We start from the raw sequence: 20,723 nt of genomic DNA, 5'->3' as shown, positions 1-20,723 counted from the left end.
GGAACTGAACTTATGAATACTTTTTTCGAGAAAATCCAACGATACGATTTATTACGAGCGATTTTATTTTTGATTGCTGGATTGATTATTTTGATTGCTCCTCGCAGTGTCTTTAATACGATTGTCTATTTAGTTGCCGGATATGTTGCCTGCCTTGGGGTGATCAACCTCTATTCCAGTTACAAAGAAAAACGGCAAACCGGCTATGTGAATATGCAGATGACAACGGGGATCCTGCTTTTGATTGCCGCCGCAGCTATTCTCGTTTTTGCAAAGGGACTATTATCGATCGTACCATTCTTTTTGGGAATCATGATCACGATCAGTGGCTGTACGCGTTTGATGGCAAGCTTTAATCAAAAACGCAATGGCTTACCATTTATCACTGGTTTGCTTTTCAGTTTATTCGTGATTGTGGCAGGTATCATTCTTGTTTTCAATCCGTTTCAAACGTGGCTTTTGTTCTTCCAAATTTTTGGCGGAGTCTTGATTTTTATGGGGATCTCGGATTTAATCAATCATTTTCAAAGAAAACGTAGTTATTAAGATGAGAATGCGCTAAAAGAACAATTCTTTTGACATCTTCATGTAGACTTTTTGTTGCTTTGCTTTTACAATAGACTGTATCAACGAGAAATGATCAGTAAAAACGGAGCAAAAAACGCAGGAGGTACGACATGAAAAAAATCAAACAAGAAACAAAACATCCCAATGACGTCCCTGTGATTTTTTTGTATGACGATTTGGGAAATATCCAAAAAAAAATTTCAATCAACGAATGGCGGGATTTAAAAGCAAATTCCCAAAAAATCGAAGAATTTGAAATCAAGTTATACCGGGAAGCGATCACTTATTATACGCAAGAAGCGTATATGCAGGCAGCAGATCTATTGAAGTTTTTGATCAGCCAGACGGACTACACCCATTATGAATATGTGGAACGCTTAGCCAATATCTATCGAATCCAAGAAGATTTGATGCAAGAAAAACAATTATTGCTTGCGGCTCGCTCTTCTATCCGGAATCTCGAGTTTTCAGAAGGCATCATCAAACGAATCGATCAGCGCTTAGCAAAAATCGACCAATTTCCTCGCTCTTCTGCAGCGTACAATCAATGACATTGTTTAATAAAAAAGCGAACGCTTATGCTGGATGGCCATTAAATCAGCATAAGCGTTTTTTGATTATTTTTTTGATGTATGGGCGACTGTCTCACTCATTGGTGCAAGCATGCGCAAGCTGTTGAATAAGACGAGTAATGTACTGCCTTCATGAGCAAAGACGCCTAACCCAATATTCATTTTGCCTAGCAAATTCAATACGATCAATAATGCCACAATAAACATGGAGAAAAAAATATTTTGCCAAATAATCCGATCTAGTTTTTTTGCGGTCTTTAGTGCGTAGGTAAAGCGTGTTAGATCATTTTTCATGATCACCGCATCCCCCACTTCAATTGCAACATCCGATCCTTCCCCCATAGCAAAACCGATATCGGCCTGTACCAATGCAGGCGCATCATTGATACCATCTCCAACCATGACTGTCTGACCGTATTCATTTTGCAACTGCTGGATAATCTGAGCCTTATTTTCTGGCAGAACATTTGCAGCAACTTGATCTACTCCAAGCTGATCACCAATCGCTTGTCCAGCTGCTTGACTGTCTCCTGTGATCATGACTGTTCGAATACCAGATTGCTGCAGTTCATCTATGACCGCTTTAGATTGAGGATTCGGTAAGTCCATCAATGCGATCAGTCCAACTGGCTGATCATCCACCGAAAAAACAACCACCGTTTTGCCTGATTGTTCCAGGGTTTCTCGTTGCTCAGCAAATGATGAATGCGCAAACGTCGCCGCTGGCTTGCCAATTCGATAGGTTTTTCCCTCAACTACAGCCGTCAGACCGGAACCAATTTGGTTGTTAACGGAAAGTTCTAATGGTTGTGCCTTTTCTTGTTTCTCAAAATGCTCTACGATGGCAGCCGCTAATGGGTGATTTGCTTGCTTTTCCATGGCCAAGATCAGCGATACCCACTCTTGACGGTGCGCTTCAGTTGTTTCTTCAGCAAAGAAAACATCGGTCACTTGTGGTTGACCAATCGTTAATGTGCCAGTTTTGTCAAAGGCGGCTACTTTTGTTTGTCCCATATTTGCAAGATAAGAACTGCCTTTAAATAAGATGCCCCGTTTTGCTAAGTTTGAGATAGCAGACAAGCTAGCAGGTACTGCACTAGCGGCTAATGCACAGGGCGAAGCAGAGATCATCATCACTAGTCCCCGGTAAAAACTGGTTGACCAATCCCAACCAAAAAGAAAGGGTGCTGTCAAAATAAATAAGGGTACCAAAATCAAGACCGTTGTCACATAAAGCGGCTCGATTTTTTTGATGCGGGTTTCTGTTTTTGATTGATTGTTTTGTGCCGATTCCACAACAGAGAGTATTTTAGCAAAAACTGTCTCACTGCTGTCTTTTGTCACTTCCATCATAAAAGTGCCGTTACCGTTGATCGTACTTCCGAAAACTTCATCCCCTACAGTTTTTTCACGGGGAACACTTTCACCGTTGATGGAGGCTTCGTTGATGCTGCTGATTCCCGAGAGAATTTTACCGTCTGTTGCGATTTGGTCCCCTGGTAAAACTTGCAGCCTATCCCCTTTTTTGACTTGCTCTGCTGCAATTTTCTCAATGCTGCCATCTGCCTTAACCAGACGGGCTTCTGTCGGATTCAACTTCAAGAGGTTCGTGATTTCTTTGCGGCTTTGGCCCTCTGCATACTCTTCCAAAAAGTGAGCCCCGGCAAAAATCAGAATCAGCAAGGCAGCTTCATTGAAGTTGCCGATCAATACTGAACCAAAGGCAGCCAATGTCATTAATAAATGAACATTCGGTTTAAAGTGTCTGCTTTTGCGGGTATCTTTGATGGTGTCTTCGATCCCTTCCCAAATAATATGATACCCTGCTAAAAGAATAGCGGCACTGTATAATAAATCTTTAACGACCAATTGCGGTACCAATAAAGCAGCAATAAAAAGAATAACTCCTACTAAATAATTACGTAACGGGGCGTTGCCATGGGAATGGCTTGCCTCTGCTGCATGGGTGTGTGGTGTTGAATGATTGCAAGAGTGGGTAGACATAAGAAAAGCCTCCTTCAAAGTTAGTGCATCATTTGCTTACAAATGAATATATGTTCATATCTACATTTTTATTATATATGAACGTACATTCATGTGTCAAGCATCAATTACTACTTTTGTCAGCGATCCCATCATTGCACAACGATCCTTCGTTCTTGTCGCTCTTCAGGTGACAGGATCATTGTTTTTGTTTGCAAAAAAGCCACAAAAAAAAGACAGGCCCTCTGTGCCTGTCTCTCACTACATCCTATTTTTGGTCGAATTTATCTTTGACATCTTGTGCCATTGACTCAGATTTGTCTTTAAGATCTGCAATGATTTCTTTAGAATGCCCTGCTGCTTGATCAACAAAGCCTTCTACTTTTTTTGTCGGATCATCCGTGATATCGCCTGCTGCCTCTTTGGCTTTACCAGCCACCTTGTCTGGAGTTCCAACCCCAATGGCAGAGGACACAGAATTTTTCAAGTCCATTAGTACTTCTTTAGAAGCACCGACAACCTGATCCAATGTTCCTTCTGCTTGCATTTTTTCGTTGCCAACGACATTTCCCGCAGCTTCTTTTGCTTTGCCTTTAACAGAATCTTTGTTGACAGTCATCTTCTGCATTTTATTATAAACTGCCAGACCAAAAGCCGCGCCAATCAAACCTACTACGAATCCAGATTTTTTCATATGTGTCTCCTCCAATTCTTTTATAGTTATTATTTTAACAGAAATCTGCTGAAATGCCTGTTTTCAAGCTTGCAGTCCTCGTTCTTTTACAGGTGCCATTTCCTCTAGAAGAACGTATTTCTGCTTAACTCCCTTTCTCTAAGCTACTTCAAACAAAAAGTTGCCTTTTTTAAACGTTAAGAAATGATATGTTTTCACACGCTTTCTCTTTAAGCGCCATCAAAAATCCTTGTTTATTCGTGTGCTTCTTATTTATTCATTCTTTGTGTTCATTCCTTTTGTCTCGCCGTTTCAGATCTCTTTATTCTGTCTTTTTTTCTGTATCTTTTTTTCTGTGTCTTTTTTCTGTAAAAACTTTCTGCCATTCAATCGTGTAGTGATACCTCTTCACCAGTTGTTTTATTCCGTGATTTGCGTTGCTAGGTGTTTTTCCAGAATTGCCTTTCCTAGATAAATCGGGTAACATAGAAAAGAAGAATATTCGAGAATTTATTTTTCTCAGAAAGGATCGAATAATGAATGAAACACATGTAGGATTGTTAGTCAACAGTCGTGTTTTTCAAGAAACTCCGATGATGCTGACTGGAATCCAATTATTAGAAGACCATAAAATCATCAACTGTATTATTAAAGACCGTTACCTTTCTAGTTACGTTTTACGCTTACCTCTCAACAAGTACCAGCTAGAAGTCGAAGGCAAATGGAACAAACGTGAACAGTTAGTGATCAAACATATGAAAATCAAAAATATCGATGAATACATCAAAATTGTGGGAACCCCAGAATAAACGAACGGATCAATCCGCCAGCTTGGCGTTTGATCCGTTTTTGATTTTTCCTCTAAAATAAGTAGTCAGCTCGCCATCCGGGTAAACGTATCGATCAACTGTTGCTGCTCTTCTTTGATTCCGATCGCCATCGGTTTAATCAAAACCTTGATAGTTTTAGAAGGCGTCTGGATCAACACTTTTTTGTTCATGACACCAGTAATTTTCAATGTGGTGATCTCATGGATCAGCACGGTTTCCATGGCTTTTTGTTCAAAGTTCAAATCCAATTGAATCAAACTAATTTTTTCTTCATCAACGATTACGATATAATACTTTGGCAAAGGAATCGCCATTACTTTAGCTTCTTCAGCATAGCCAGCCAGTTTCCCATTGAATCTCGTCCGATATGCTTCTAGATCTTCTTTTTTTACGATCCACTTCATTGAAACCGCTCCCTTTCCAGTATAGGTTAAGAATACCCGATTTTGTAAGAGAACAACACAATTATGCTTGTATCAGCATCTACAAGGAGGATCTTGCCAGATATCGATATAAAAACCAGTGTCATTGATCATTCTTTGAGACAGATCAATGACACTAGCAATGAATGCAATAAAGCGCTGAATCAGCAGATTGCACTAATGGATGAGCTTTTTAGCTGGATAATAACGGTGAAAAAGTCGTCGAAATATTGGCGCAAGTAGTCCATAAAAGAAGCCATTTCCAACAGCATGCAGCGTATCAAAACTTATTCCTTGCAGATAATAGCCCCAAAAGCTTGGTAAGCCTAGCAGATACACGCTGAGTAAGGAGACCACAAATCCATAAAGGAACCCTGCTAAAATACTAAAAATCACTTGCAAGATCAAGGAACGTTTAACGATGGGAACATGTCTTAATCCGCTCATCATGAGGATCACGACTGTATAACTTACTGCCTGAGCAATCGTCCAAATCCCCATCCCCATGTAAAAATTCGTAATCAAAAGGGATAACAATGCGACGATCAGTCCTCTGACACAGCCTAAATAAAGAGCCACCAATAAGAAAATAGCGGTCATTGGTTGTACATTTGGCAGTGGTTGAAACAATGTACGCCCCACCACTGATGCTGCTACTAGCAAAGCAAGATAAGCAATCTCTTGCACGGAAAAAGACATTTTTGTCGGTTTAAAATTTCTCATAGGTAAAAACGACTCGATCCTTTTCGGTAAGAGATGTATCTTTTGCGCCGGTATTGACCATCTCGTCATTGATCGTATAGGTCCAATAATAACCAGCCGCTTCATCTTGCGCTAATCCTTCAATACTGGTGATCATGCCTTTGTCTTCCACTAAATCAAAATTTTCCTTCATTATCTCCATTAAAGAGGTTCCTTCTTTGAATGACACCGTTTTGGCTGGTATTTGTTCAGGCTGCGCATCTGTCTTGTTCACAAATGAGATCTCAGCCGTCTGTTGCTTAACCACCGAGCTAGCTGTAGCTTGATTGCTGCCAGTCGTTGTTGTCTGGGTAGTAGCTTCAGAACAGCCGCTCAACCCAATCCCTGCCAGCCACAGCAAACTAAAAATAACGATTCGTTTCATTTTCTTCACTCCTTCTTTCCTATTTTACTAAAAGTCACACAGAAAGCGAACTAATTTTTAGTCGAAAGTTGATTGTCAATTTGTCTTTTACTCGCTATACTATGTTCAATTATCAACAAAATAATCTGAAGATCGGAGTTTTGTCAATGACACGCAAATCAGCTTCTTGTACAACCATGCTGGTAGGCAAAAACGCATCACTCGATGGCTCGACCCTCATTGCTCGCAATGAAGATGCCGGGGCAGTGTCCCTACCACAAAAATTTGTCGTAATCCAACCTGAACAACAGCCTGCTACGTTCCATGCTGTTTTAAGCGGGTGCAGTATTCCTTTACCGAAAGATCCCCTAAGGTATACTTCTACGCCTGAGGCAGATGAATCTCAAGGAGTCTGGGCTGCTTCAGGAATCAACAGCGCCAATGTCGCCATGACCGCCACAGAAACGATCACTACCAATGCGAGAGTTTTAGCTATCGATCCTTTGGTAACAGAAGGCATTGGAGAAGCAGATTTTGTCAGTATCGTGCTTCCCTATATCCGTTCTGCTCGAGAAGGAGTCTTACGCTTAGGCGAGTTACTAGAAACTTATGGTACCTATGAGTCTAATGGTTTGGCTTTTGCCGATCGAGAAGAAATCTGGTATATGGAAACGATTGGCGGACATCATTGGGCAGCGATCCGAATTCCTGATGATGCTTATGTGATCGCCCCGAATCGAATGAATATCGCTACCTTCGATTTTGATTCTCAAGATACTTTATTTTCCGACGATTTACCTGATATGATTGTCAGCAATCACTTAAATCCAGACTTTGAAGGAATCAATTTACGTCATATTTTCGGCAGTGCAACAGAAAAAGATACTCGTTATAACAACCCTAGAGCTTGGTATATCCAAAAACAGTTCAGCGAAACCGCGTCGGATCCGCTTGACCAAGATCTACCTTTCATTTGTCTTCCGAAAAAGAAAATCAGCGTGATGGATGTAAAGTGGGCGTTGAGCAGTCATTTTCAAAATACCCCTTATGATCCGTACGGGAATGGAACGGCTAGTGAGAGAACTCGCTTTCGTTCGATTGCTCTCAATCGCAATCAGCAAGTGCATATTCTCCAAGTGCGCAGTCACGTACCTGATGAAATTGCAGGCGTTCACTGGCTAGCTTTTGGTCCCAATACCTTCAATGGAGTGGTCCCTTTTTACAGCAATGTGAATGAGACCCCGAAAGGTTATTGTGATACCACCACTACTTACGATCCGGGAAATAGCTATTGGTTGACTAAAACATTAGCACTGATCGGGGATCAAGACTATGATCTATACAGCGATCTAGCAGAACGGTTTGAACAAACAATCATGGCAAATTGTTTAGCGATTCAACAGAAGATCGATCAGACAATCCCATTAACAAATCAGTTATTGGAAGAAGCCAACCGTGAAATGGCCCAGCTTTACTTATCACATGCCACTCAATTACTAGGAGAAATGGTGGAAAGAGGCAATACCAAAATGAAACTGCGTTTTTCTTTGACAGATTGATTCTCCTTTAACCGATTATTTACATGAAATTGACTAGAACTCAATATCTTGCCTGTATACTATAGCTACCAATTAATTTTCTTTTTGCTTTGCAGCACGGCTTTTTCTCTACTGTCGTGCTGCCCCCTTCTGAAAATAATTGGAATCTACCTTGGAGGTATCGAAATGAATAAAGAAGAATTTCGCACAGTCACCAATGAGGTCGTACAAGGAATCGTCATCGTCAAGAATGACAATCAAAATGTCTGGATCATTCAAGACAAAGAAGGCTATTTCCACGTAGTAAGCAAAACGGCGTAAATCACTCACTGAATCCTATCAAAAAGAACCCGTGCTGCGAAAAGTTATCTTTTCGTTTACCACAGGTTCTTTTTAACTAGCAGTGTCTTTTCTATGAAGAAGCAGATCAGCGGCAATAGTTCCCATTGACCCAAGCCATGCTAGTATTTTTGCATCAAGTTTTCAGTACCCTCTTGCCCATCACCATACACTGTCGATTGAATCGATGCAGTCGTATCGGCATGCTCTTTCCAATGCCCGAAAAAATACGTTCCGCATACTAAACTTGTTAGGAGCCCGATCCAGCCGTTGCTGTGCCATTCAACCAAAATCAGCAGTAAATAGATCAACTGCTGCGATTTTCTTGAAAGTTTCCGTAACAAGTACAGCCATTCTAGTAAAAAAACGACTAGCAGCACGGTCACAAAAGTTTTTCCTACAAACCACAATTCCCACAAGCTCATGGTCTTCCCACCTTTGGATTGTCCTAGCAGCTCTAACGAAATGCTGCAACTGACTCATTTAGTTCTTAGGAAGATCTTAGACGAGAAACCTTAAACTAACCTAAAAGTCGGCAATATTTTTCGGGGATGATTTCCATTGATCCAAAACAACTTTTAATAACAGATCTTAGCCAATCATGACCGTTTCATCCGGGAATTTGTATCCGGCTTCTCGGCGGTTGGCTTTTGTCATCAATGAAAAAGCAACCGTCATGATGCCCACACGACCAATAAACATCAATAAGATGATCAATAATTTACCAAATACAGAAAGATACGGAGTCAATCCCATTGTTAATCCAACTGTTCCAAAAGCCGAAAAAACTTCAAAAGCAATGTACTCCAGTCCAAACTGAGAATTCCCCGGCATCGATTCTGTGATGGATAATAAAAAGATGGCAATAAAGCAAAGACTCAGTGTTAAGAAAAAGAGCGTGAACGCCCGCGAAACAGCCGCCTCTTTGATCGTTCTGCCAAAAACTTCAGCTCGTTTGCGCCCTTTCAACAAACTGCGAATCTTAATGATCAACACTGAGACCGTCGTGGTTTTCAGCCCTCCGGCAGTCGATCCAGAAGTACCGCCGATATACATGAGAATCATCGTCAACATTAACCCAGCCTGACTCATCTGGCCATAATCGATACTATAAAATCCAGCCGTTCGAGGGGTCACAGCAAGAAAAAATAACTGGAAAAAGCGACTAACAATGGAATCGCCTGATACGATACTGGAGTGATATTCGGTCACATAAAAACCAACCGTCCCTAAAATCAGCAAAACAATCATTGCCAACAAGGCAATACGGCTGTGCAACGAGCGTCTTTTTGAAGTAGCTAACAAGTCAAACCAGACCAGAAAGCCTAAGCCGCCGGCAATGATCAAAAGACTAATGACCCCTAAAACAAAAGGATCCGACTGAAAAGAGACCAGACTATTCCCAAAAAGATCAAATCCAGCATTACAAAAGGAAGAAATGGCGTGAAAAATACTAAACCATAGGCCTTGCTGCCAACCAAAGCGTGGCACAAAAGACAGAGCCAACAGGCAGATCCCTAAAAATTGAATCAAAAATGCGATGCGGATAATGTACCAAGCCAATTGAAATTCGCCAGACATTCGGTCAAGATTGAGGGATTCTCTTAGAATCATCCGAGTGCTTAAATTGACCCTTTTTTTTGCTAAGATATAAAAGAAAACTGGGATCGACATAAAACCGATCCCCCCAATTTCGATCAAGATCAAAAGAATCGCTTGTCCGCCCATATTATACTGTTCAGAAATGGAAAAAGTCGAAAGTCCTGTCACACAAATCGCGGAAGTTGCGGTAAACAATGCATCTAAGAAAGGCACACCTTGCCCATCATTTGTTACAACTGGTAACATAAGCAACCCAGTTCCCATCAAGATCAACATCATAAAGACCAGTGTAACCAGCTGCGGTGCACTGATTTTTTTGGACATTCTTTTTTTCATCTTTCTTTCCTACCTTTGTGCCAAGCAGATTTTCGACTGACGTGGCATTCACTTTGTTTTATTTTTTACCTTGATCATCCGAGTAACATTGGCGCGTTCATTTTCCTCAAGACGCATTTTGATCCCATAGATCGTCTCTTCCAATTCTGGTATCGTCAAATATTCTAGCGCATTGACCCGGCGGCGTGTTCGTTCTATCTCATCCGCCAGCAATTGACAAGTCTTTTCGATCTCTGTCAAAGACAATAGTTTAGGCAAGACATCGGTGAAACGTCCCATTGCCAGATCCAAAGGAACATTCGAGTTCACAAACCCATACTCGATCGGTGCCTGCATCACCACATCATCATAGTCGAATTGCATCACAGGCACTTCCACACTCATGATATTCTTGGTTGAGACATCAAGAGAAACTTCTGTTGCTGGCAAGATGAACATTTCTTCAATGTACTTTTCATTGATCGTGGCATTGGCTAGGCGAAAAGCCTTCATGGCACGATGTAATTGTGTTTCTACTTCTTTACGCAAAAGGTTGTTTTGTTTGATCAGTTCGATGAACTGACGCATCAACTCATCTTGTTTGTCTTTTAACAGTTTATGACCTCTTTTGGCAGTCGTCAACTGTTTGCTGAGGCGGCTTAGTTCCATGCGAGTTGGATTAACGGTTTGTCTGCTCATCTGCATCCTCTCCTTGTGGTAAAAACGCCTCTAGTAACGCATCGCTGATCCGTTTCAATTCTACTTTCGGCAGCATCGCCAACAGTTCCCACCCAAGATCCAACGTTTCTTCAATGGACCGATTTGTTTGATAACCTTGATCCAGGTATTCATTCTCAAAGCGTTCCGCAAACTTGGCATAGATTTTATCGACATCAGATAGTGCTGACTCCCCTAAAACGACTGCGAGTTCTTTGGCTTGCTTCCCTTGCGCATAAGCAGAGAAGAGTTGATTCATCGTTGATGCATGATCTTTACGAGTTTTGCCTTCACCTGTTCCCTTGTCCTTCAGCCGAGAAAGAGAAGGCAAGACATCAATCGGCGGCTGGATGCCGTTTTTGTATAACTCTCTTGAAAGAATGATTTGACCTTCTGTGATATAACCAGTCAAGTCAGGAATAGGATGGGTCTTGTCATCTTCTGGCATCGTCAATATAGGGATTTGGGTCACCGACCCTTTCACTCCCCGTAAGCGGCCAGCTCGCTCGTATAATGTGGAAAGATTCGTATAGAGGTAACCAGGATAGCCTCGGCGCCCAGGTACCTCACGACGGGCAGCTGATATTTCCCGCAACGCTTCACAGTAGTTGGTCATATCCGTCATGATAACTAAGACATGCATCCCTTTTTCATAAGCTAAATATTCGGCAGCTGTGAGAGCCATTCGCGGCGTAGCAATTCGCTCAATTGCCGGATCATTTGCCAAATTCATAAAGACAACAGACCGATCAATCGCTCCGGTTTGGCGAAAATCTTCCATGAAATATTCTGCTTCTTCAAACGTAATCCCGATACCTGCAAAAACAACCGCAAAGTCGTCCTCTGTGTCGAGCACTTGCGCTTGACGAGCGATTTGAGAAGCTAATTCTTTATGCGGCAGACCAGAACCAGAAAAAATCGGTAATTTTTGACCGCGAACAAGCGTATTCAAGTGATCGATAGAAGAGATGCCAGTTTGAATAAATTCATCTGGGTAATCTCGAGCCATCGGGTTGATTACTTCCCCATTAATGTCCATTCGTTTCTCAGCAATGATTTCTGAACCACCATCTTTGACTCGTCCTAACCCATCAAAAACCCGGCCAATCATTTCTTCAGAAACACCTAGCTCTAACGGATGTCCGAGGAAGCGCACACTGGATTCTCGTAAATTAATTCCGCCAGTACCTTCAAAGATTTGCACCAGTGCTTTATCTTCCTGAATTTCTAAGACTTGACCTTGACGAATTTCACCATTTTGCAGACGTACTTCGATCAGCTCTTCATATTTCACTCCTGAGACACGATCGACCGCCATCAAAGGACCGACAACTTCCCCGATCGTTTTATATTCTTTGATCATCCGTACGATCTCCTTTCTGCAAGATTTCTTTCATCGTATCTTTTATCTCGCTTTCCAATTTGCGGATTCCTTCTAAATCATCTTCCGGAAGATATTTCATGCGAGCGATTTTATCTCGCAGACGTTCTGTTCCCTGATAGATTTCTGTCAAATAGGCGCCTAATTCTAAAGCTTTTTGACCTTCGTCATGAAACAGTAAGATGGTCTGCAGCATTTCAAATTGTTTTTCTCGAGAAGTGAAAGTATCAACAGCATCAAAAGCATTTTGTTGTAAATAATCTTCTCGCAATGACTTCGTGATCTCTAACAGTAGTTGATCTTTATCCGATAAGGCATCAATCCCAACTAGACGCACAATTTCAGAAAGTTCAGCTTCTTTTTGCAGCATCCGCATAGCCGTAGTCACATTTTTCGACCACTCCACTTGCAACTGACGATCCAGATAAGCGCCCATTTCATTCTCATACAGGGAATAGCTTTTTAGCCAATCAATAGAGGGAAAGTGCCTTTTTTGAGCTAACGTGGCATCCAGCCCCCAGAAAACTTTCACCACTCGCAGGGTGTTTTGCGTGACAGGTTCGGAGATGTCCCCTCCAGATGGAGATACTGCACTAATGGCAGTGATGCTCCCTTCTTGTTCCGAGCCTAAACAAATCACTTTACCGGATCGTTCGTAATACTCGGCTAAGCGACTGCCCAAATAGGCAGGATAGCCTTCATCACCTGGCATCTCTTCCAAGCGACCGGACATTTCTCGCAACGCTTCCGCCCAACGAGATGTGGAATCGGCCATAATCGCTACAGAATACCCCATGTCTCTGAAATACTCCGCAATCGTGATTCCGGTATAGATAGAAGCTTCCCGAGCGGCAACCGGCATATTGGAAGTGTTCGCGATCAGTACAGTACGAGCCATCAAGGATTCGCCACTTCGTGGATCAATCAGTTCCGGAAATTCATTCATTACATCCGTCATTTCATTGCCCCGTTCTCCGCAGCCTACATAGACCACTAAGTCCACATCTGCCCATTTAGCAATTTGATGTTGGACCACTGTTTTTCCCGCACCGAAGGGGCCAGGGACCGCAGAGGCTCCCCCTTTTGCGATTGGAAAGAAAGTGTCGATCACTCGCTGCCCAGTGATCATTGGCTCTACCGGATTTAATTTCTGTTTGACTGGACGACTGTGCCGTACGGGCCATTTTTGCAACATCGAAAAGGAGCGTTCTCCTTTTGGTGTCTCAAGAATATAAACCGTTTCATCAATCGTAAAATCACCAGCAAAAACTTCTTTGACCCGTCCTGTAACGCCATTAGGCACCATAATTTTGTGGAGGAGCAATGGCGTCTCTTGGACGACCCCGATAACCATTCCTGGAGTAACTTCCGTTCCCACCGCAATGGTCGGTTCAAAGGTCCATTTTTTCTCATGATCCAATGCAGGCAGCTGGACCCCTCGTTTCAAAAAGTTACTTTGGGTCAGCTCCATAAATGTTTCTAATGGCCGTTGAATCCCGTCGAACATTTGAGACATAATTCCCGGTGCTAACTCAACAGACAGCGGTTCTCCTGTTGTTCGGACGGGTTCTCCTGGTCCGATACCTGACGTTTCTTCATAAACTTGGATCGAAGCGATCGTTCCTCTCATCTCGATGATTTCTCCAACAACCCCCAGATCACCGACATAACAAATATCTTCTAAACTTGCATGGCCCATATCTTTTGCTAAAACTAACGGACCTGACACTTTAATTATTGTTCCTGTTTCCACAACATCAGCTCCATTCTATAGTATGTTTTGCCCAACGGCTTTTTCGACATTTTCCTGGATCATTTTCAGCCCTACCCCTTGGGATCCATCGTAATCTGGGATCAAGATGATCGCTGGTGAAACTTGCTGTTGGTATTTGGCAATTTCTTCTGGAATCAATGCCGCACATTTTTCTGTTACGTAAATTACCGCATACTCTTCTTTCACTAAGCACTGAAAGGCACGAGTCACTTCCGCTTTTGCGGTTGCGTAACACACTTGAAAGCCAAAAAGCTGAAAAGGTAACACGGATTCTTTGCTGCCGATCACACCAATCTTAGCTGCCATAGTACCTCATCCTCTCTCTCAGCTCTTCTTCTGTGAAGCCACTGCGCTTTCCTACCAAAATCAGCCGCAAGTTCTGAATCTCCAATGTTTTGGCATTTAAAAACGCGAGTAATGGCATTGGTCCCAACGCTTCAGCAGCTACGAACTGCTGAGTAACTAAGTCATCTTTCACTAGTGCCAATGCAGCAAAATCGATCGTGGTCTCTTGTAATAGCGGCAGTAGCGCTTCTTGATAGCCAGTTTGTTTCAAAAAGGCGAGATAGTCAGTGAAGGAGGTTTCCGCAAAAGCGAGATAATCTTCTTTGGGAATACTTCCCACACTGACTAAAACAGCCGCCATAAAACTTTTTGATCTTTTTTGCAGCAAACAACGTGCAGCAATCGTGATATTCGTAAGGTCGATTCCTGTGATCACCGCATGTGTCAGTGCTGGAATATTTATTTTTTCGGCTAGGCGTCGTTGCTCATGTAAAAAGCGGCGATCGTAAATAATATCGATCCCTTGCAAAACAGCAGAAACTTCTAAGTATTCCCTTACTGCTTGGATCGTTTCAATGACTTTAGACGGTATACTTTCCGAAGATCCTGTTTGGATGGCATTTCTTAGTTCATCGATCGTATAGAATCCATCTTCGATCAGTAAATTGCTATAATCTCTCCCTGTTACATCTTCTTTGGTCAATACCTTCAAATTATGAAAGGTATACGGCAGCATGATCAAACGAAGCACATCAGGATCTGGAACGTTTTCTGCTAATTCTTGTATGGTTGTCAGCATTTCTTGATCCAGATACCCCTCAAATTTTTCGGAAAAATCAGCGCCCAGATAACGTTGATAATTCGTTTGCTGCAAGATTGCCATTACTTGATCCATAGACTCTGCTGCAATCAGCTGCTGCCAATCTTGCATTTGAAGCAAGGTTGTCTCTTTGATCCGAATCAGTGGATTCAATTGATGATAGCTCGCCATAGCTTACCCTCCTTTTTGGATCACTTTCAGCCAATGTTCTCTCGTTTCATTTTTGTATTCTTCTAGTAAAGCTTGGTAGGTGAAATTGTAGAAAACGCCATTGTCTTCTACTATAAACCCTGCTTGCTCCAATGGTTTGCCCATCCTTGCAAGATAAGGCAACCTTTGATTGACAGCAGTCAACCAATCTTTTGTCAAACTTGCTGACTGTTGCTGTCCACAACGAAAGATTACTTCTCCCGAAACGGGTAATTGCATTAATGTATTTTCCGCCAGATGTTGGACTGTATCAGGCGCCAATCCATTCATTTTTTGATAAGCTGCCGCGAATAATGTCTCCAGTTCTTTATGAGCTTGTTTAATCCCTTCTTGTTTGGCTGCTTTTATTCGCCGATTCATGTCTTGCTGATAGTTTTTTTCGATTTGTTTTTTTGCTTCTACTGAATGGCGCTTGATTTCTAGTTCTTTTTGGGACCAGGCAGCTGCAAAATCGGCATCGATCCTTGTTTTAGTGTCCGTTTCGATTACTTGCCGTTTTTCTTTTGCTTCCCGATCTAGTTCAGCAATCATTTTGTCGATGGCATCCATTGCCTCCATTGCTTGTCGCCTCCTTTAAATGGATCCTAATAGTAGGAAAGAAATAACGAAGCCTAAGATCGCGTACATTTCCACCATGACTGAGAACATAACTCCTTTGAAAAAGTGTTCCGGTTTTTTAGCTAAGATTTGAATCCCTGATGCGGCCACTCTTCCTTGTGCGATCCCAGAGAACAATCCGGTAAAAGCTACCGGCAATGAAGCCATCAAATAGGCCATTCCGGTCACCGTCGACATCTCTGCTGCCAAACTGCCGTAGATCATAAAGGCAATCACAAAACCATACAAACCTTGGGTTCCTGGCAGTAACTGTAGAATCAGTGCCTGCCCAAATTTCTCAGGTTGATTCGTTGTCAACGCCGCAGCTGCTTCCCCTGTCATTCCAACACCCTTTGCTGAACCAATTCCAGAAAAAATCGTTGCGATTCCCATCCCTATAATCGCAAATACCATTCCACCGTTGTTATTAATCAAGTAATCAATCATCTTTCTTTCCTCCGTTTTCTTTTTCAAAATCGACATATTTTTCACTCGGCTTAAAGGTGTCAAACGCCCGGCCGCCACCTGTAAAGAATTTGCCAAAAAATTCTACATATTGTAAACGCGCTGCATGCACGTAAGCACTTAGTAATGACAAAAAAATATTTAGCGCCTGTAAGATCACTAACAGAATGATCCCAACAGAAAATCGTGCTACCGGCGGCATATAGCCCACTAATAAATTAAAGGCAGCGGCGATACTGCCGCCAGAGATCCCTAACGCCATCAAACGACTATAGCTGACAAAATCGCCAATATAGCTTGTTACCCCATAGAGATCATAGATCCCCATGAAAAAACCGCCAACTTTGGACTTTCCTTTAATGATCGGCACAATCACGATCAGCAGCCCGCTAAGTCCTGCTATAATCAATCCTAATGTGACGAGTGCTGGGGCGGTAAAGAGCCAATTTCCAGCAGCAGCAACCAAAAGTCCCGCCAGCAAGCCTTGCCAAGAAAAGCCTTGATTGACAGCTGCTAAAAAATCTTTCTTGCGAATATTTTCCTTCGCGGCCAAATAAAGACCTGTAAACAATTGGATCCCTCCAAAAATCATGGATAATCCAAAAATAGCCATAAAGTCTTTCGCTGGCGATAACAAATGAAATGGCAAAGTCGCTCCGAAAAACGAGCCATAGATCAATCCCCAAATCATCGTAGGACCGGATAATGTTTGAAACAGCTTCATAAACCGTTTCGTCCCTTTAGGTAAACGGAAAAAGTGCAGGCCAATAGTGGTCACCAGTGCCATCAATCCGCCATAGCCCAAATCAGCAACCATCATCCCAAAGAAGACATAATAAAAAGGTGTCATCCAAGGCGTTGGGTCGATCTCATCATATTTAGGCAAACTATACATTTCCGTCAACATTTCAAATGGTTTGATAAACGAAGCATTTTGCAGTTTGACTGGAACTTGATTCGCAGTCAATTCTTCTAAGGTAGGTTCATTGAATGAGCAATAGACTTCGCCGTTAAAAGAATCTGCCAGCTCTTTTTCAAGAGTCTGTTGATCTTGTTGCGCGACCCAGCCTCTCAAAACAGTATGATGTTTGCCAGTGACCAATCGTTTTCGTACCATTTTTCGTTGTTCTTTTGTCAAAAAATATTCTTCTGCTTGCTGCAAACAAGCAATCTTAGTTTTATACGTGCCAATCTGATTTGCCAGCTGTTTTCGCTGATCCGCTAGCTCTCGCAGTTTTGCCTGGGCCTCGTGCAACAGCACTTTTGGTTTTTTCAGACTGTCCGTATTTTCTTTTTTTACACTATATCGCTGAAAAACATTCTCAACTTCTGCAGAAAGCTTCTTCGGGTAAAGACAACTGAAATTTGTCTTTTTTGTATCCGAATAAATCATTTCCAGGTAAACAGCATCAAGTTGTTTGAGGGTCGCTGATATGGCTTCCCAATGAGAACTTTCAACACTGCCACAAAAGAAAGTGGCAAATGCCAACTCTTTTTCTTCGAGAGAAACATCCAGGTTTTGCCATTCCATTCCCCAGGTTTCTGATTGAGAAGCGGCTTGCATCGCTTCATGATTTTTTTGCCATTGCAACTGCAACTCTTCAATTTGTTCGACAAGCGTCAAGACAGTTTGCTCTTGAAAGGAGTCTTCAAATGCAGGCAGTTGTAAAGATTGGCGTTGCCACTCTCGTATTTTGCCGCTTCCGCCTTGTCGCCGGATGAACAAGATTGCTTCTTGGATCCTGCGAAGCGTCTCTGCGTAGCTAGTCGCTGTCTCTTGTTGATAATCAGCAAAAAATTCTTTGAGCCATGGTTGATTTTCTGCATTTTCAAAGACATCTTCAATCTCAACCATCTGTAAGCTTTGCAGTTTTTTCAATAACCGCTCTTGATGGTTTTCGGGGGCGATCAAGGTCAGCTTACTTAGTTTCGTGACTGCCATAAGTTTGGATCACTCCTTCAACGATCTGATCGACCACTTGTTCTTGACAGCGACGAACATTTTCTTGGAGATCTGCAATAAACTGTTGTTTCTCTGCTTCGATCTGTTCCGTCGTTTTTTGCAACGTTTGTTGTAATTGTTGTTCAAGTGCGGACTGTTCACGCAGACATGCTGCTCTCAATTCAAGTACACGCTGTTGTAGTTCCTCCTGCTTCTCTTCTTCGTAATCAGACAGCGCCCGTTGCAAGTGCTGCATCTGCTGTTGATTATAGGCTTCTGCCTCTTGCAGGCGTTTCAGTGCCTCTTCCATCAAAATATCCCTCCTATTGTCAAAGTAAACAAGACAATTGAAAAATAGACACAAAAAAGGCATACCTCGTAAAGAAGTATGCCTTCAAAAAAAAGATCGGCACGCCTTCAAGAATGTTCTCCTCACCCCTTGGAGAACGTGATCCTTGAAGCATCGAAATGCTCAACCTTTGTCTGTCTTCTATTCAATTCACTAAACAGTATAGCAAAAAAAGACGGACGATTCAAGTCAGTAAAGATTTCACTGAACCAATAATGACTTTAGCCTCTCTCACATTTATCCTTCTAATTTAAAAGCAGAGTAGTTCCGTTTTTGGCAGAATTATGTTACATCTATAGGGAAAGGATTGATTTTCTTTATGATTAGAACATTAGTTATTGCCAGTCATCCGTCCTATGACGACTCTTTATCTCAACGTTTTTTTAGCGAAAGTGCCAAGATGCCTAATGTCAGTGTTCATATGCTTGACAAAGTTGCGGGGGATTTTGATTTAGAGATTGAGTTAGAACGATTGCAAACGATCGATCGTCTGATTTTCCAGTTCCCCCTTTATTGGTACCAAGTTCCTGCAAAAATGAAATGTTGGATCGATACGGTTTGGGAGGCAGCCAAACCCTACTTATTAAATAAAGAAATCGGCTTTGCTCTTTCTACAGGCGTTGCAGCCAAAGAATTTCAACTAGGTGGAAAAGAAGGAGCCAGTTTTTCTGAAATTTTGCGACCTCTAACTTTAATGGCACAAAAATACCAAATGACCATCTTACCGGTTCTCGTTCTCGATCAGTTAATGTATAAAACAGAAAAAGAGAAACGGCGATTTGTGATCGACTATCAGCAGCTGCTGACAATGGAAGCCCCCTTTTCATTTGCTGCCAAACAACAGTGGTTTATTCAAAGACTAGAAGCACTGACAGCTGAAAATCCAAAACTCGCTCCTCTTCTCGATCAACTTATCCAAAATCAGGAAACCTTACTTGAATTAGATGAAGCTCTTGCTGAAATGGAGGCTTACGAATGAATGAGGCATGGATCCACTCCTTGATTGAAGAACAAACCGAGGAGACACTCAATTATCATGAGAAAGCCTTCTTGCAAGAATTAGAAGTGCTTTTGACACAACAACAAACACGAATTCAACTGAAGCAAGGCGAGTTGGACAGTAAATTATGGAATCCCCAAGACTGGTAAGACCATTTTTGACAACATGAAACGCCCAACAATTGATTGCTAAGCACAGTAAACGACGTGGCTGAATGAAACAGAAACTTGAAAAAACTAAGTGTTCTGCTAGCACGTCTCTGATTCCTATTTCAACTAACATCTACTAAATGGTAAAATCCCCCTAAGAGGTCGCTAGTCAGCTAACTCTTAGGGGGATTTCTATCTCAGGTGGGTGTATTGTTTGGAGTCAGTTCTTTTTGGTTGCTTCAATATACGCTTGTTGTAGTTTAGCAGTCACAGCTCCTAGCTGTCCAGTTCCCACCGGATGACCATCGATACCAACAATTGGCACGATTTCCCAGACAGAATTGGTAATAAAACACTCATCAAATTCTGCTAATCGATCAATCGCAACGGCTTCTTCCTTAACTGGTAGCTTCAATTCCTGACACAAGCTTAAAACTTTCATTTTTGTGATCCCAGGTAAAACCAGATTGCCATCCGGATGCGTATACACCGTTCCTTTGGAAACAAACCATAAATTTGAAGCGGAAGCTTCCGTAAAAAAGCCCTCTCGATGCAGTAGTGCTTCATCATAACCATTGGACCGAGCCTCCTCTAAAGAGAGCAGATTCCCCAAAAGGCTTAATGATTTGATGTCACAATGAAGCCAACGCTGGTCAGGGATTAATGTGGCTTGAAGACCATTACGCTGCATGTCCACTGGACGATGGAATGGAATAACATTTGCAGTAAGGACACTTTTTATCGTCCCTTGAGGAGGAAAAACATGATTTCGCGGACTTAAAACCCCTCTTGTCACTTGCAAATACACTTCTCCGTCAGTGATTCCCTCAATGTCGATCAATGAACGTAATCTGTCTTTGAGAATGGTGGTTTCATAAGGCAATGTCATTTTTATTTTAGCGGCACTGTTCTCTAGTCGCTGCAAGTGCTCTTCGGCCATGAACATTTTCCCTTGATAAATGCGAATAACTTCGTAGATTCCGTCTCCATACTGGTAGCCGCGGTCTTCGATATCGATTTGAACCTCTTGTCGATCAACGATCTCTTCATTCCATAAGACTTTCATGATAGCCTTCCCTCACTTTGCG

General features: G+C 42.1%; 24 protein-coding genes and 1 other annotated feature. Of the genes, 7 read left to right on the top strand and 17 right to left on the bottom strand.

Translation table 11 applies throughout. The features are described from left to right. Positions 1–12: 12 nt before the first annotated feature. The gene (locus EGX73_RS12730) at positions 13–546 is read left to right on the top strand and encodes an HdeD family acid-resistance protein (RefSeq protein ID WP_005473241.1); all 534 of its coding nucleotides are present in this window, start codon (positions 13–15) and stop codon (positions 544–546) included. 131 nt (positions 547–677) lie between these two features. Continuing rightward, positions 678–1,118 carry a hypothetical protein gene (locus EGX73_RS12725; RefSeq protein WP_005473243.1) on the top strand — a complete coding sequence of 147 codons (441 nt, stop codon included), beginning with the start codon at positions 678–680 and terminating at the stop codon, positions 1,116–1,118. Positions 1,119–1,184: 66 nt separating this feature from the next. Here EGX73_RS12725 and EGX73_RS12720 read toward each other — a convergent pair whose 3' ends face one another. After that, entirely contained in the window at positions 1,185–3,143 is a 1,959-nt protein-coding gene (locus EGX73_RS12720) for a heavy metal translocating P-type ATPase (protein WP_029486843.1), read from the bottom strand. 247 nt (positions 3,144–3,390) lie between these two features. Continuing rightward, entirely contained in the window at positions 3,391–3,816 is a 426-nt protein-coding gene (locus tag EGX73_RS12715) for a CsbD family protein (RefSeq protein WP_123866986.1), read from the bottom strand. A gap of 515 nt (positions 3,817–4,331) precedes the next feature. On the opposite strand from EGX73_RS12715, the gene EGX73_RS12710 reads away from it, so the two are divergent. Continuing rightward, positions 4,332–4,604: a hypothetical protein gene (locus EGX73_RS12710; RefSeq protein ID WP_003126697.1), complete on the top strand. Its 273-nt coding sequence runs from the start codon at positions 4,332–4,334 to the stop codon at positions 4,602–4,604. 65 nt (positions 4,605–4,669) lie between these two features. On the opposite strand, the gene EGX73_RS12705 is transcribed toward EGX73_RS12710, so the two are convergent. The 3 genes from EGX73_RS12705 to EGX73_RS12695 form a co-directional block, all read right to left on the bottom strand. After that, positions 4,670–5,029 (bottom strand): hypothetical protein, encoded by a 360-nt coding sequence (locus EGX73_RS12705; protein WP_005473249.1) that lies wholly within the window; start codon positions 5,027–5,029, stop codon positions 4,670–4,672. A 195-nt stretch (positions 5,030–5,224) separates the two neighbouring features. Next, the gene (locus EGX73_RS12700) at positions 5,225–5,770 is read right to left on the bottom strand and encodes an ECF transporter S component (protein ID WP_003126700.1); all 546 of its coding nucleotides are present in this window, start codon (positions 5,768–5,770) and stop codon (positions 5,225–5,227) included. After that, entirely contained in the window at positions 5,757–6,173 is a 417-nt protein-coding gene (locus EGX73_RS12695) for a DUF4430 domain-containing protein (protein ID WP_005473251.1), read from the bottom strand. The genes EGX73_RS12700 and EGX73_RS12695 overlap by 14 nt, the downstream gene beginning before the upstream one ends. A gap of 146 nt (positions 6,174–6,319) precedes the next feature. Here EGX73_RS12695 and EGX73_RS12690 point away from each other — a divergent pair, with 146 nt between their 5' ends. Together EGX73_RS12690 and EGX73_RS12685 are read left to right on the top strand one after the other, a co-directional pair. Continuing rightward, on the top strand, positions 6,320–7,711 hold the full coding sequence (locus EGX73_RS12690) for a C69 family dipeptidase (protein ID WP_005473253.1): 1,392 nt from the start codon (positions 6,320–6,322) through the stop codon (positions 7,709–7,711). A 165-nt stretch (positions 7,712–7,876) separates the two neighbouring features. Further along, positions 7,877–8,011 carry a hypothetical protein gene (locus EGX73_RS12685; RefSeq protein WP_005473255.1) on the top strand — a complete coding sequence of 45 codons (135 nt, stop codon included), beginning with the start codon at positions 7,877–7,879 and terminating at the stop codon, positions 8,009–8,011. A gap of 140 nt (positions 8,012–8,151) precedes the next feature. Here EGX73_RS12685 and EGX73_RS12680 read toward each other — a convergent pair whose 3' ends face one another. From EGX73_RS12680 to EGX73_RS12630, 11 genes are all read right to left on the bottom strand, one after another. Continuing rightward, positions 8,152–8,454 (bottom strand): hypothetical protein, encoded by a 303-nt coding sequence (locus tag EGX73_RS12680; RefSeq protein WP_005473257.1) that lies wholly within the window; start codon positions 8,452–8,454, stop codon positions 8,152–8,154. 166 nt (positions 8,455–8,620) lie between these two features. Continuing rightward, the gene (locus EGX73_RS12675) at positions 8,621–9,967 is read right to left on the bottom strand and encodes a TrkH family potassium uptake protein (RefSeq protein WP_003126705.1); all 1,347 of its coding nucleotides are present in this window, start codon (positions 9,965–9,967) and stop codon (positions 8,621–8,623) included. A gap of 48 nt (positions 9,968–10,015) precedes the next feature. Next, a complete protein-coding gene (locus EGX73_RS12670) occupies positions 10,016–10,645 on the bottom strand; it encodes a V-type ATP synthase subunit D (protein ID WP_005473260.1) in 630 nt (209 codons plus the stop codon). After that, a complete protein-coding gene (locus EGX73_RS12665) occupies positions 10,626–12,026 on the bottom strand; it encodes a V-type ATP synthase subunit B (RefSeq protein WP_005473263.1) in 1,401 nt (466 codons plus the stop codon). The genes EGX73_RS12670 and EGX73_RS12665 overlap by 20 nt, the downstream gene beginning before the upstream one ends. Further along, entirely contained in the window at positions 12,010–13,797 is a 1,788-nt protein-coding gene (locus EGX73_RS12660) for a V-type ATP synthase subunit A (RefSeq protein WP_003126708.1), read from the bottom strand. The genes EGX73_RS12665 and EGX73_RS12660 overlap by 17 nt, the downstream gene beginning before the upstream one ends. A 15-nt stretch (positions 13,798–13,812) precedes the next feature. Next, positions 13,813–14,124, bottom strand: a complete 312-nt coding sequence (locus EGX73_RS12655) for a V-type ATP synthase subunit F (protein ID WP_003126710.1) — start codon at positions 14,122–14,124, stop codon at positions 13,813–13,815. Then, positions 14,114–15,094 carry a V-type ATPase subunit gene (locus EGX73_RS12650; RefSeq protein ID WP_005473265.1) on the bottom strand — a complete coding sequence of 327 codons (981 nt, stop codon included), beginning with the start codon at positions 15,092–15,094 and terminating at the stop codon, positions 14,114–14,116. The genes EGX73_RS12655 and EGX73_RS12650 overlap by 11 nt, the downstream gene beginning before the upstream one ends. 3 nt (positions 15,095–15,097) lie before the next feature. Continuing rightward, positions 15,098–15,691, bottom strand: coding sequence for a V-type ATP synthase subunit E family protein (locus EGX73_RS12645; RefSeq protein ID WP_005473267.1), 594 nt, complete (start codon positions 15,689–15,691; stop codon positions 15,098–15,100). A gap of 15 nt (positions 15,692–15,706) precedes the next feature. Further along, entirely contained in the window at positions 15,707–16,177 is a 471-nt protein-coding gene (locus EGX73_RS12640) for a V-type ATP synthase subunit K (RefSeq protein ID WP_003126713.1), read from the bottom strand. After that, the gene (locus EGX73_RS12635) at positions 16,170–18,137 is read right to left on the bottom strand and encodes a V-type ATP synthase subunit I (RefSeq protein WP_003126714.1); all 1,968 of its coding nucleotides are present in this window, start codon (positions 18,135–18,137) and stop codon (positions 16,170–16,172) included. Before EGX73_RS12635 ends, EGX73_RS12640 begins: the two co-directional genes overlap by 8 nt. Further along, complete coding sequence (locus EGX73_RS12630) at positions 18,115–18,447, bottom strand: hypothetical protein (RefSeq protein WP_005473270.1); 333 nt, start codon at positions 18,445–18,447, stop codon at positions 18,115–18,117. The genes EGX73_RS12635 and EGX73_RS12630 overlap by 23 nt, the downstream gene beginning before the upstream one ends. 116 nt (positions 18,448–18,563) lie before the next feature. Next, positions 18,564–18,615, bottom strand: a sequence feature (sodium ion sensor (DUF1646 type); this cis-regulatory element may regulate processes involved in with the transportation of sodium ions). A gap of 190 nt (positions 18,616–18,805) precedes the next feature. Here EGX73_RS12630 and EGX73_RS12625 point away from each other — a divergent pair. Both EGX73_RS12625 and EGX73_RS15970 read left to right on the top strand, forming a co-directional pair. Then, a complete protein-coding gene (locus EGX73_RS12625) occupies positions 18,806–19,465 on the top strand; it encodes an NAD(P)H-dependent oxidoreductase (protein WP_005473272.1) in 660 nt (219 codons plus the stop codon). Further along, positions 19,462–19,635, top strand: coding sequence for a hypothetical protein (locus tag EGX73_RS15970; RefSeq protein WP_021149618.1), 174 nt, complete (start codon positions 19,462–19,464; stop codon positions 19,633–19,635). The genes EGX73_RS12625 and EGX73_RS15970 overlap by 4 nt, the downstream gene beginning before the upstream one ends. A gap of 220 nt (positions 19,636–19,855) precedes the next feature. Here the strand turns inward: EGX73_RS15970 and dat are convergent, their stop codons facing one another. Next, complete coding sequence (gene dat, locus EGX73_RS12620; RefSeq protein WP_003126719.1) at positions 19,856–20,701, bottom strand: D-amino-acid transaminase; 846 nt, start codon at positions 20,699–20,701, stop codon at positions 19,856–19,858. Between the last annotated feature and the right edge of the window lie 22 nt (positions 20,702–20,723).

The sequence above is a fragment of the Enterococcus sp. FDAARGOS_553 genome (genome assembly GCF_003812305.1).
Lineage (GTDB): Bacteria > Bacillota > Bacilli > Lactobacillales > Enterococcaceae > Enterococcus_D > Enterococcus_D gallinarum.
This window is presented reverse-complemented; position numbering and strand designations above follow the sequence as displayed.